Annotated in this window: 8 protein-coding genes and 3 pseudogenes; 8 read left to right on the top strand and 3 right to left on the bottom strand. The window is 66.3% G+C overall.

The genetic code is table 11. The annotated features are described in order from the left end of the window. Window positions 1-38: 38 nt before the first annotated feature. A pseudogene (locus K6K41_RS11310) lies at window positions 39-927 on the top strand (LysR family transcriptional regulator). Window positions 928-1,169: 242 nt separating this feature from the next. After that, entirely contained in the window at window positions 1,170-1,454 is a 285-nt protein-coding gene (locus K6K41_RS11305; protein WP_261405121.1) for a hypothetical protein, read from the top strand. Between the two features lie 159 nt (window positions 1,455-1,613). Here K6K41_RS11305 and K6K41_RS11300 read toward each other — a convergent pair whose 3' ends face one another. After that, a complete protein-coding gene (locus K6K41_RS11300; RefSeq protein WP_261405120.1) occupies window positions 1,614-3,128 on the bottom strand; it encodes an NAD(P)-dependent oxidoreductase in 1,515 nt (504 codons plus the stop codon). Between the two features lie 498 nt (window positions 3,129-3,626). Between K6K41_RS11300 and K6K41_RS11295 the strand changes: the two genes are divergently transcribed. The 4 genes and pseudogenes from K6K41_RS11295 to K6K41_RS11280 all read left to right on the top strand — a co-directional run bounded on the left by K6K41_RS11295 (window position 3,627) and on the right by K6K41_RS11280 (window position 7,105). Continuing rightward, on the top strand, window positions 3,627-3,980 hold the full coding sequence (locus tag K6K41_RS11295; protein ID WP_261405708.1) for a RidA family protein: 354 nt from the start codon (window positions 3,627-3,629) through the stop codon (window positions 3,978-3,980). A gap of 191 nt (window positions 3,981-4,171) precedes the next feature. Beyond that, window positions 4,172-5,439, top strand: a pseudogene (locus K6K41_RS11290) (MFS transporter). 146 nt (window positions 5,440-5,585) lie between these two features. Beyond that, a pseudogene (locus tag K6K41_RS11285) lies at window positions 5,586-6,156 on the top strand (MOSC domain-containing protein). Between the two features lie 4 nt (window positions 6,157-6,160). Continuing rightward, on the top strand, window positions 6,161-7,105 hold the full coding sequence (locus tag K6K41_RS11280; RefSeq protein WP_261405118.1) for a PDR/VanB family oxidoreductase: 945 nt from the start codon (window positions 6,161-6,163) through the stop codon (window positions 7,103-7,105). A 63-nt stretch (window positions 7,106-7,168) separates the two neighbouring features. Here the strand turns inward: K6K41_RS11280 and K6K41_RS11275 are convergent, their stop codons facing one another. Then, a complete protein-coding gene (locus K6K41_RS11275; protein WP_261405117.1) occupies window positions 7,169-8,164 on the bottom strand; it encodes an alpha/beta fold hydrolase in 996 nt (331 codons plus the stop codon). Window positions 8,165-8,269: 105 nt separating this feature from the next. Between K6K41_RS11275 and K6K41_RS11270 the strand changes: the two genes are divergently transcribed. Then, on the top strand, window positions 8,270-9,226 hold the full coding sequence (locus K6K41_RS11270) for a LysR family transcriptional regulator (RefSeq protein WP_261405116.1): 957 nt from the start codon (window positions 8,270-8,272) through the stop codon (window positions 9,224-9,226). Between the two features lie 412 nt (window positions 9,227-9,638). Next, window positions 9,639-11,108: a tyrosine-type recombinase/integrase gene (locus K6K41_RS11265; RefSeq protein ID WP_261405115.1), complete on the top strand. Its 1,470-nt coding sequence runs from the start codon at window positions 9,639-9,641 to the stop codon at window positions 11,106-11,108. 78 nt (window positions 11,109-11,186) lie between these two features. Here the strand turns inward: K6K41_RS11265 and K6K41_RS11260 are convergent, their stop codons facing one another. After that, entirely contained in the window at window positions 11,187-11,942 is a 756-nt protein-coding gene (locus tag K6K41_RS11260) for a hypothetical protein (RefSeq protein WP_261405114.1), read from the bottom strand. Window positions 11,943-12,577: the final 635 nt, after the last annotated feature.

Genomic DNA, 12,577 nt, shown 5'->3' with positions numbered 1-12,577 from the left:
CTCGCGACGAACTGTGTTGCGCAACGGGGAACGCCAAAGTGGACATCGAAGAGCTGAGGACGTTCGTCGAAGTCGCGGACGCCGGGGGCGTGACGACCGCGGCGCGGCGGCTCGGCGTCTCGAAATCGATCGTCAGCCGACGCCTCGCCCGGCTCGAGGAGGACCTCGGCGTTCAACTGCTCGCGAGGACTACCCGCGGAGCGGCGTTGACCGAGGCGGGGGCGATGTTCCGCGATCACGCCGCCAGGGTCTGCGCGGAGATCGATCTCGCGAAGGAGACGATCCTGCCGGAAGGCGAGCTGCGCGGCCGGCTAAGGATCTCGGCGCCGCTCTCCTTTGGCCCGACGCATTCGCCCCGGCGCTCGCGGCCATGGCGCTGCGGCATCCGCAGCTCCACGTCGCCACGTCCTACACCGACCGCTTCGTCGACCTGATCGGGGAAGGCTTCGATTGCGCCATCCGCGTCGGCTACCTGCAGGACTCCAACCTCGTGGCGCGGCGCGTCGGGCCGATGTTCGGAAAGTTCGTCGCGAGCCCGGCCTATATCGCGGCCCACGGATCCCGAGACGCCGGAGGAGCTCGTCGCCCATGAGGCGCTGATGCAGGGGACCGAGCCCTGGAACGTGACGGACGGCGACGCCGTCGTCGCGGTCCAGCCGCGGGGGCGTTTCAAGGCGGACAATGGCCTCGCCCTCCTCGAGGCGGCGGTGGCGGGGCTCGGGGTCGCCGCGCTTCCCGACTGCCTCACCGACGAACATGTGACGTCGGGCGCGCTCGTGCCGGTCATGACGCGCCACCCGCCGCCGGCAGCGGGCGTATGTCGTCCGCCCGCCCGGCCTGCATCCGGCGCGGAAGGTGCGGGTGTTGACCGAGCTGCTGATCGAGATGTTCGGGGAGCCGCCATATCTCGCCGCGCCCGTCCGATGACTCTGGCGAACAAGACGCTCCGGTGAGCGTCTCGTTCGGGATCATCGAGGGGCGCGCCCAGGTCCGCGACGCTTGCGAGCCGCCCCGAGGCCGGCGTCACGCCGGCGCGACTGTGTCTTGGACGTCAAAACTGTGAGGCTCTGAAGGAACAAATCTCCGGTTTCAACCGCCGCGTTGAGCATCCGGAAGTCGAAAAGACGTCCCGCCGCGGCGAGGCGCCGGGCGATGCAACGGAGATCCAAATGACCTGCTTCACGACCATCGGCGCCGCCGCCGTCATCTCGCTCGCCGCCGCCACCGGCGCCATGGCGCAGTCCGCGACCACGCTCGGCTACGGCGCAAGCGTGGATTCAGCCAGCAACGTCCGCGCCGGCTCGTCCTCGGCCCAGTCGATCAAGAGCGACGGCGAGGTCATGCCGGTGGAGTTGCGGCGCGATCTCGACGTCGGCATCGGCGGCGATTTCGAGAACCGCTCCCTCGACTCCAACGCCCGCCAGAGCTGGACCGGCAACAACAACGACGGCTGACGGGTCGCGTCGCCTTCGCTGCCCTCGACGCGCCTTCGACAGGGCGGCGGACCGATCGTCGGATCCGCCGCCTATCGTCCGAGACGTCGGGGTTCGAGCGAGCGTCTTGCGCCCTCCGCTTCAGGGCGCGGACGAAGGGGGCCGTCCGATCCCGATCGCTCAATATCCGCGGCGACGGTCGAGCCCTTCGGGCGCGACGCCGGTCATCCGGTATGTCGCGACAGCGACTGCGACCACCGCGGACGCCGACGACATGTCGGTCGGCGCTGCGACGTGCGGAAGGATCGTCACGCCGGGATGGCTCCAGAACGGATGCCCGGCCGGCGGAGGCTCTGTTCGGAACACGTCGAGCACGGCGTGGCGCAAGCGGCCCGAGTTGAGCGCGTCGACGAGATCGCTCTCCGCGACGTGCCCGCCGCGACCGAAATTCACGACGCAGGCGCCCCCGGCCAGCGCCTCGAACGTCTTCGCGCAGAGCACGCCCTCGGTCTCGGGCGTCAGGGGCAGGAGATTGACGAGGATCTCCGCGCCCCGGACGGCCTGCAGGAAACCGTCGGCCCCGGCGAATGTCCGCACGCCCTCGATCGTCGCGCCCGAGCGGCTCCAGCCCCGAACGTCGAAGCCGACAGCCTTGAGCAGGGCGGCGGAGGCGCGCCCCATCTCGCCGAGCCCGAGGATCGTGACGGCGCGGTCGCGCGCGAACCGGAACGGGCGCGCGGACCAGAGTCCGGCGCGTTGCTGCGCGCCATAGACGTCGAACTCGCGATGCAGGCCCAGCACGGCCGCGGCGACCGTTTCGGCCATGGCCTGCGCCATCGTGGGGTCGACGAGGCGCAGGACGGGCACATCCGGAACGGTTGGATCCTTCAGCAGCCCGTCGACGCCGGCCCAGAGGCTGTGGACCCATTTCAGCGCCGGGAGGCCGCGCAGGCCGCCGGGCGGCGGGTTGGCCACGATCGCGATCTCGACGGCCGGCCGATCCGGGTCCGTCTCGACGACCTCGTCGGGCATCGCCGACCGGAGGGCGTGGAGCCACGCGGCCTCATCGTCGGCCGACAGCGACGTGAGCAGAAGGACCGGCGACGACGCCATCCCGGGCGCTAGGCCGGCGTCCGGGTCGGACGCGATCACGACCAGCACTTCGGCCTGCTCGTCGCCGAGGCTGCGCACCTCGTGGCGCTCTTCGCCGGAAAAATAGAGGCAGTCGCCCTTGTCCAGCTCGAGTTCCTCGCCGCCGAGCTTCACGGCGATCCGTCCGGAGACCACGAACAGCATCTCTTCGCCGCCATGCGCCCAGCGCGGGCCCCCGATCGCGCCCGGCGACGACGTGGGGCGCATGATGAAAGGCTCCATCATCTTGGCGGCGCGGCCCGGCGCGAGCGGCGTCAGCCCGAAGGCGCGCTTGGGCGCGCGCTGATCGCGCGCCCGCTGCAGCGTGTATCGGACGTTCGGCACCGCGTTGAGGTCGAACAGCTGGGCGATGTTGACCTCGAGCGCGCCCGCGACGCGGATCAGCGCGGTGATCGAGGGCGTCTTCAGGCCCCGCTCGACGAGCGAGAGATAGCCGCGGGTGAGATCGCTGAGGCTTGCGAGCCGGTCGAGGGTGAGCCCCCGCTCCTGACGCAGCGCGCGCAGATTGGGGCCAAGGCGATCGCCCTTCGCCGTATCGAGCACTGCGTCCTCCGTTCGCCCAGATCAGCCGACGCGGCGCGACAGGCGGTTCCGACCGTCATGGCCGATGAGCGTCGGTTTGGCGACTCGCGGCTGACGGGGCGCGAAAACATTCCGATGGCCGTTCGGCGTGAGTTTAATGTTGGAAATCATAAAGCCGGCAGCCGCGAGGTGCAAATATTTCAGGCGCCGAAATCGGGCGTTTCGCCAAGAATGAAGCCAAACACAGCACGCCTGGCGCTTTCGCCGCATGTGGCGCCTAACGGGTGAGCGGTCGCGAGCCCTGCCACAAAAATCGGCTTTTGATTTCTGTGAGTAAACATGTTTCGATCCTTGGGCGGCCGGCGATGGCGGGTCGCGGATCCAAGGAAAAGCAGCATGGCGCGCTTGTTCTCTTCCTGCGGCGGCCCCGTTCCGGTCCCGGCCGCCCATGACCGCAACGGCTCCATCAAGCAGGCTTCATGCCGCGCGAGCCTTCCCCGCTGGCCGGAGGTCTCTCCCGTGATCCGGCGCATCGGGAGCGGACCGCGCCTGTCCGCCGCGACGGTCCATGGCGGTCTCGTCTACGTTTCCGGTCAGGCGCCTGACGATCTCGGCGTCGGCGTCGTCGAGCAGGCGGCCCAGGTGCTCGCCAAGATCGACGCGATCCTCGCCGAGGCCGGAACCGACAAAAGCCGCATCCTGAGCGCGATGGTCTGGCTTCCCGCGATCGGCGACTTCGCAGCCTTCAACACGGTCTGGGACGCTTGGGCGCCCGCGGGCGCAGCGCCCGCCCGCGCCTGCGTCGAAAGCCGTCTCGCCGATCCCGCGATCCGGGTCGAGATCGGCTGCGTCGCGGCGCTGCCGGACGCCTGATCCCTCAATCCGCGCCGCATGCGCGACTTCGACCTCCCGGCCGCATGGCCGGGCGGCGCCGGCCCCGTGCGGCCTCGCGCGGACCGGAGCCTGAAGCAGTCCGAACGACGTCTCCACACCCACAGCGGGGGTTCACGATGACAATTGCGGTGGAAGTCTCCGATGCGGCCGCGGTCCCTGCGGGCGAAAAAATGCCGGACGCGGAACGGCGCAAGATCGTCTGGTCGAGCGTCATCGGCACGACCGTCGAATGGTACGACTTCCTGATCTACGGGACGGCGGCCGCGCTCGTCTTCAACAAGCTGTTCTTCCCGAGCTTCGACCCGATGGTCGGCACGATCGCGGCCTTCGGCTCCTACGCCGTGGGCTTCGCCGCGCGCCCGCTCGGCGGCGTCATCTTCGGCCATTTCGGCGACAAGCTCGGCCGCAAGGCCATGCTGTCTCTGACGCTTCTGATCATGGGCGTCGGCACCTTCCTGATCGGCTGTCTGCCGACCTACGACCAGATCGGCGTCTGGGCTCCGATCCTGCTCGTCGTGCTGCGCCTCGTGCAGGGGCTGGGCATCGGCGGCGAATGGCGGCGCGGTGCTGATGGTGGTGGAGAGCGTGCCGGACAGGAAGCGCGGCTCTACGGCGCGCTGGTCCAGCTCGGCTACCCGCTCGGCGTCATCGCCTCGATCGGCGCGTTCCGGATGACGGGGCTCATGTCGGAGGCCGACTCCTCGCCTGGGGCTGGCGCATCCCGTTCCTCGCCAGCGCCCTGCTGGTGGTCGTCGGCCTCTTCATCCGCCTGCGCCTGCACGAGACGCCCGCGTTCAAGAAGGTGAAGGAGCAGAACGTCGTGGCCAAGATGCCGGTCGTCGAGATCCTGACCCAGCACACGCGGACCTTCGCAACGGCGGTCGGCCTCAAGGTCTCGGAGATCGCCTATGTCAGCATCGTCACGGTGTTCTCGATCTCCTACGTGACCGCCAAGCTCGGCCTGCCGCGCAGCGTGATCCTGAACGGCATCCTGATCGCCGCGATCATCGAGCTCTTCACGCTGCCGCTGTTCGGCATGCTCGCCGACCGCTACGGGCGGCGCGCGATGTTTATCCTCGCCTGCCTGTTCTCGATCGGCTTCGCGTTCCCGATGTTCAGCCTGCTGAACACGGGCGATCCGACGACGATCACCATCACGGTCGCGGTCGCGCTGAGCCTCGGTCAGGGCGTCATGTTCGCGATCGGCGCCGCCTGGATGTCGGAACTCTTCGACGCCCGGCTGCGCTACACCGGGGCCTCGCTCGGCTTCCAGGTGGGCGCGGCGCTGAGCGGGGGCTTCACCCCGATGATCGCGGCCGCGCTGCTGGCCTGGAGCGGAGCCACCTGGCCGATCTCGGTCTACCTGATCGTCCTCGCGCTGATCACGCTGACCGCGACGCTGGCCGCGCCCGAGACCGCCGGCAAGAAGATCGACTGAGGCGCGGAACGCGCCGGACGAACGCGGCGTCCGGAGCTTGCTCCGGGCGCCGCATGGCCTTTCGGTTCGAAGCGGCGACGTGACGGCCGCCAGGGAGACGACCCATGAGAGACGACGAACGACGTCAGGACGGCCTCGGCGAAGCAATGGCCGAGAAGCCGGGCCCGAAGATGGTCGAGGCCTTCGAGCATGCGCAGGGCTCGGCCGCCCGCAACGTTCCGGGCGGCGCGACCGGCTTCGGGGCGTGCTGCTCAACATCATGTCGCGCCCGCCGCAAGCTACGAGATGGAGGAGCTCGAGGAGGCGCAGTGCGTCGCGGGCCGCGGCATCGTGGGCGACCGCTATTATCTTGGGACCGGCACCTATTCGCCCAAGCCCGACGCGCGCGAGGTCACGCTGATCGAGCAGGAGGCTCTCGACGCGCTCTCGCGCAACGATCCGCCGCTGCAGGGCGGCTCCATCGCGCTCGCGCCCGGCGATCACCGGCGCAACCTGACCGTCCGCGGCGTGCCGCTCAACCATCTGGTCGGCCGTCGGTTCCGGGTCGGCGAGGTGATCATGAGGGGAGGGCTCTCAACTTCCCCTGCAAGTATCTCGAGGCTGCTGGGACTTCCGGTCTATCTGCCGCTCTACAACCGCTCCGGCCTCAACGCCGGGATCGAGCGCGGCGGCGTGATCCGGCCTGGCGACGAGATCGAACTGCTGGACGACGCCTGACGCCATGACCGCCCGCATCATCATGAAGCTCCGGGTCGCTGCCGCACGGCTTGCGACCGCGGACGTCCTGCATCTGACGCTCGTCCACCCGAGCCGCCCCAAATTGCCGGCCTGGGAGCCGGGCGCGCATGTCGACCTGAGGTTGCCCGACGGAAAGATCCGGCAATATTCGCTCTGCGGCGACCCGCAGGATCTTCGAACCTACGAGATCGCGATCAAGCGCGAGGACGCGGGCCGCGGCGCCTCGCGCTGGGCGCATGAGGCGCTGGTCGAGGGCGCGATCGCCCATGTCTCCGCGCCGCGCAACAACTTCCCGATCCGCGACGCCTCCCGCCACCTCTTCGTGCTCGGCGGCATCGGCGTGACGCCCGGTCTCGCCATGGCGCGGCGGCTCAGGGCCGATGGAGCCGAAATCGCGGTCCATTTCTGCGCTCGGACGGCCGCCGAGGCCCCGCTGCTCACCGAACTGTCCGAGGCCTGCGGCGACCGGCTGTCGACATGGTTCTCGGGCGAGGGCGCCCGCTTCGATGCGGCGTCGGTCGGGCCCTATTCGCAAGGGGCTGCCCTCTATGTCTGCGGCCCGCATCGGCTTTACGAGGCCGTGCGCGACGCGGCGCTGGCGCTTGGCTGGCCCGAGACCGCGATCCACGCCGAGGCGTTCCAGGCGCCGGTCGACGAGAACTTCAAGCCGGAGCCGTTCGACGCGACGCTCGCCTCCTCGGGCGCGACGCTGCACGTGCCGGCCGACCGTTCCCTGCTCGACGTGCTGCGCGAGCACGGCAAGATCATGCCGTCCTCCTGCGAGCTCGGCGTCTGCGGCTCCTGCGTCTGCGGCTATACGGAGGGCGTGGTGATCCACCGCGACGCCGTCATCTCGACAGCCGACCGGCAGGACAGGATCGCGCCCTGCGTGTCGCGCGCGCGGGTCTCCGTCACGCTCGACCTTTGAGGATTGAACGCGACGCCCGGCGCGCGCTCATCGCGCCGGGCGCCCGTCTCGTCTGGTCCGCCGTCAGACCCCGTTGCGCCGCAGGAAGTCGCGGATCTTCGCCGCGATCTCGCCCGCATGGGTCTCGAGCGCGAAGTGGCCGGCGTCGAGCAGGTGGACTTCCGCCTTCGGGAGGTCGCGCCTGTAGGCTTCGGCGCCGGGCGGGATGAAGAAGGCGTCGTTCTTGCCCCACACCGCCAGAAGCGGCGGCTGATGCTTGCGGAAGTAAGCCTGGAACGCGGGATAGAGCTCGACATTGCTCCGGTAGCTCAGGATCAGGTCGAGCTGGATCTCCTGCGCCTCCGGGCGGCGCATGTAGTGCATGTCGAGCGTCATGCCGTCGGGCGAGACGCGGCCCTCCGGCGCGCCGTGGCTCCACTGGAAGCGGATCGCCTCGTCGGTCAGCGCCGCGCGGCAGGCCTCGCGGTTCTCTGGCGTCGGGTCGCGCCAGTAACGCTGCCAGGGCTCCCATTCCTTGCTGAGGCCTTCCGTATAGGCGTTGCCGTTCTGGCTGATGATCGCGGTCACGCGCTCGGGATGGGCCATCGCCAGCCGGAAGCCGGTCGGCGCGCCGTAGTCGAACACGTAGAGCGCGTAGCGGGTGAGCCCCATGGCCTCGACGAAGCCCTCCGTCACCTCGGCGAGCTTGTCGAAGCTGTAGGCGAAGGACGCGCGCGGCGGCGCGACCGTGTTGCCGAAGCCGGCGAGGTCCGGGGCGATGACGCGGTATTTGTCGGCGAGCAACGGCATCAGGTCGCGGAACATGTGGCCGGCCGTCGGAAAGCCGTGCAGCAGCAGGAGAACGGGCGCGTCGGCGCGGCCGGCCTCGCGATAGAACACCGTCACGTCTCCGACCTGTTTGGTCCCGAAGCGCAACGCTGCGTCGTCACCTCCGGGCGCCGAAGCCGCGTCGGCGCTCGCCGTCTTCTGCGCGGCCGCGGCTCCGGAGAGCGCGATGCCTGCAAGACCCAGTCCGGCGATCACGGACCGCCGCTCGAAACCTTTTCTGCTCGTCGTCATGGCGTCGCCTCTCGCTTTGCCTGTGTGTGTCGACGAGAAGCTATGCGTTTCGGAAAATCGTATAAGACGCCATCATCGCACTCTGTCATTTCAGGATCTGCAATCATGGACAGGCTCGACGCGATGGCGATGTTCGTCTCGACCGTGGACGAGGGATCGCTCGCGGCGGCCGCCCGCAAGCTCGCGCTGTCGCCCGCCAAGGTCACGCGCGCCCTGCAGATGCTGGAAGAGCGGCTCGGCGAGAGGCTCATCCACCGCAACGCCCGCCGCCTGCGCCTGACGGAGGCCGGCGAGCGTCGGCTCCCCGTCTACCGGAGCGTGCTGGCGGAGCTCGAAGCCGCCGACGCCGGGGCCGGCGAGACGGTCGACGGACGGATCGGCGTGACGGCCCCCGAGCTGTTCGGCCGCCTGCACGTCATGCCCGTGATCGAAAGCTTTCTGGCCGCCCACCCGGCCGCCCGCGCCCGCGCTTTGCTGCTCAACCGGATGGTCGATCTGGTGGAGGAGGGGCTGGACGTGGCGGTGCGGCTCGCGCCGTTGCCGGACTCGGGGATCGTCGCGACGCGGCTCGGCGAGGTCCGCAAGCTCGTCTGCGCCTCGCCGGATTATGTCGCGCAGGCGGGCGCGCCGGCGACGCCGCATGATCTTACGTGCCACGCCTGCATCGGCGAGCAGGAGGGCGACGCCGGCGCGCTCTGGCGCTTCGTCGACCCGGCTGCGCGCCGGGCCAAGCGCTTCTCCGTGCCGATCACGCCGCGCCTCGCGCTGAACTCCGCCGGGGCGGCGATCGACGCCGCGGTGCGCGGGCGCGGCGTCTGCAGCGCATTGTCCTATCAGGTGGCCGGACATGTCGCGGCCGGCCGGCTCATGACCCTGCTCGACGCGTTCGAGCCCGAGCCGACGCCTGTAAGCCTGGTGTTCCACCCCGTGCCGCGCCGCAACGTGACGCTGCGGGCCTTCATCGATCACGCGACGCCGAGGCTGCGCGAGGATCTGGCGAACGTTTCGCGACGGATCGGCGGCCGGCCGGCCGAAGCAGACGTCGGCCTCGCTCCGGGGTGAGGCGTCGAGACCGGCGACGCGGCGCGCCTAAAGCCTCGAGCCGCCGCTGGCCTCGATCGCACGCGCCGTATCGGCGTTCTCTCGGACCGTGGCGTTCATGTCCGTGCGCGACGGCGTCGGCGGTCATCCCGCGACGTCCGAGTTCGCTCGCGGGCGCATGGATATTTTCTGAATCGATGATTTCGTTGGTAGCGGAGGAGGGCCTCGAACCCCCGACACGCGGATTATGATTCCGCTTGTCGGCCGGATTGAAACCCTCTCGAGGCCTCGATGAGGATCGCCAAAACTGCCATTTCCTTAGCAATTCGAAGCTATAAATCCTCTTCCGTCGCCAGGCTCCGAGCGCCCGCTCAGCCGGCCGCCGCGCGTTCGAAACTGCCCCAAACTGCCCAATCGGGTCAACGGCCCTTCAATGGCGAAGAACCTCACTCAATCCCTCATCGACAAGGCGCTGCGCGACGCCAGGCGTGACGGCAAACGCATCGAGCTGTCGGACGGAGCCGTGCGCGGCCTGGTCCTTCGCGTGGGGGCCGGAGGAGCGAACTGGAGCTGGCGCTACACGCTCGACGGCAAGTTCGACCGCATCGGTTTCGGCGACCTCGACGAGTGGCCGCTCGAGGACGCGCGCGATGTCGTGCGGGCCGCCAAGCGCTTTGCGAAAGCCAACCGCGCGGCTCCAACGCAAGCCTGGTGGGACGAGCAGCGGCGCGCCATGGGGAAGGTCGCGGCCGCCCATCCGCAAGCCGAGCAGCCCGGCCGCATGACGTTTGCTGAAGGTCGCGAAGCCTATCTGGCCGAGGTCGCCCGAACCCGCCGGCCCGACACCCTGCGCGCCACCCGCTCGCTCCTGAACCACCCCTTGTTGGCGTCCCTGGAACAGCGGGCGGTCGCCGACATCGGCCGGCGTGATCTCGCAGTCATCGTGGCCGAGGCCCATTCGGCCGGCACCGAAGGCCGCGCCGAGCATCTCGCGGGCGCGCTCCGGACACTGTGGAGTTTCCTGCAGTCTGACGCCAACGCCGAACGTTCGCAGGTGGAAGCGGGCGTGATGAGCAGATTGAAGGCTCCCGAGAGATCGAGGCCAAACGAAGATCGACCCACGCGCCAGCCGCATGTTCCCGCCATGACGGAACTCGGCCGGATTCTCGCTATCGCCCGGTCTGGCGCAATGCGTGAAGAGCATGGGCTGGCCCTCGAATTGCTGGTGATGACCGCGCAACGTCGTCGACCGATCGCGACAGCGCGGCTCACCGAGTTCTCGGCGTTGCCAGGCCACGGGGGCCTCTGGCGAATTCCCGCGTCGCATCGGAAAACCGCGGAACGCCGGAAGGACTACACGGATCACGTCATTCCGATCCCAGCCAAAACCTGGCGCCGCGTCGCCGAGCAGATTGAGCGGTCAAGCGCTGCTGGGTCGATCTATCTCCTCCCGGCGGCACGGGTCCGCAGAAGACAGTCTCGAGATGAAAGCGAGGTCGTCGGCCACATGGCGGCTGACACCCTGACGCACAAGCTGATGCATCTTCCCGGCGTCAAAGCTACTCCTCATGCGCTCAGACGCGGCTTCGCCACCCACGGGGAGAGGATGCTCGGGAACAGTCGTGAGGCTACCCGCATAATCCTTGATCATAACGAAGGCGAGGAAACGCACGATGTAACCCGCGCGAGTTATGCCCTGCACGACGGGACGCATCTGAAATGGTCCGTCGTGAAGAAGTGGTGCAGCGCAATCGAGCGCGCCTGCGCTGAAGCATTGTCTTCGCAGCAGGACCTCAAGGACCCGACCGCATTGGCCAACGCCATTGCTGAAGCGGAGCAGGCCTACCGACAGGCGGAGAAGGGCTCACGGGCCAAGCCGGCGAGAGGCCAACCGACTACGTGAGGCGCGTGGGTCTCGAAGTGACTTCCCTTCGACACGCGAGTGCAGAGGTCAGGGTGCAGAGTTAAATTTTAGTTATAATTACAATGATTTCGTAGTCGAAATACATGGCTGCATTTCGATTGATATCTGTCTAATCGGAGGTACGCGTACATCATAACTTCTATGGCGGTATAGAAGCCATTCATTGGCGATCCGGTATGTTGATTGAGATTCAACATATATCACAACACTACCGAAATAATCTCTAATCGCGAGAGCGAGAACCAATTCGTTAACGAGCTTGCGCCTTGTTACTTCATCGCGCGAGTAGTCACTAAACACACGTATAAAAATTTTATTTTTCGTTTGGTCGTCGTATAGGCAATAATCTGCTGACGGCGCGTCTTCTGAAGGCACAATACGAATATATCGATCATCAGGATACTTCTGATTGATATCTTCAACTAAAAGCTCTGTGGTGACACTCGGTGCCAATCGGTCTGGAAGATCGATTGATTGCGGGTCTCTAGCTTTTTGTTCGAGTGAACGGACCGCCCTGACTGACAATTTATCGGTGACTACACGCTCGGCGACCGCCTTTGCTCCCGCTACATCATAGCTCGCCCATTTTTTTATATCTTCAACGGTGTTAAGCGCCATTTTTGTCAGGTCGACCTGATGACGATCCTGAAACTCACGAGCGAAATTCAACGCTAGGATCGCTCGCGTCAAAGTCTGTGAGGAGATATTATGAACTCGCGCCTCTTCTTTAATAGCGCGCTCACGCATGCCTCGTGCCGCGTCTTTTACTTTCGGCTCTGCCTTTGATGCCGCCTCGAACCAGCGCTGACCCATAACCGTCGCTTAAGCCCAAAAATCGCCAATGTAAGTATTAGATAGATTTAATTGCCAAAAGTCAAATGATGCTCAGTGGCGCGTCGCCACGCCCTGTAGCCCCGCATCGCGATCGGCAGCTACGTCGATTGGCCTAGAGTTTGGCGACGTCCAGATTGTTTCATCTTAAATTTTGCCTGATATATCTAAGAGTTATGTGGGATGTCACTTGCGACTGGGTTTTCCAGTAAACAGCGCGCTCTTTACCAGGTTTCGCAGTCGCAAGCGACACAGTCTGGCGCTAGAACCATTCGGAAATCGCTAAGCATTTCGATTATAACGATGGCTAAATGATCTGATGTGCCATTGAGTTTTGTCTTCGAATCGATCTTTTGACGGCCTATCCTATGTTAATCATTAGTTCTGAGTTGGCGGTCTGCCGATCTATACTATTGTGACAAGAGGCGCGCCCCTCGCGTTGTCGCATTTGCGTTCTAATAATTAACACGCGGGCCGATAGATGTGATTAAACAAATATCTATAGCAATCAAATATTAGCTCTCAAAATCTGCTATTGAATGTTGCCTAGCATCGCGATCACTTGTATACAGTCGCTGTCGATGTCGCTCCGCGAACTCGCCTCGAGCACTTAGTGT

Source organism: Chenggangzhangella methanolivorans, from assembly GCF_019797865.1.
GTDB classification, from domain to species: Bacteria; Pseudomonadota; Alphaproteobacteria; order Rhizobiales; family Methylopilaceae; genus Methylopila; species Methylopila methanolivorans.
Note: the sequence above shows the minus strand (reverse complement) of the source record. Positions and strands in the feature narration are given on the sequence as shown.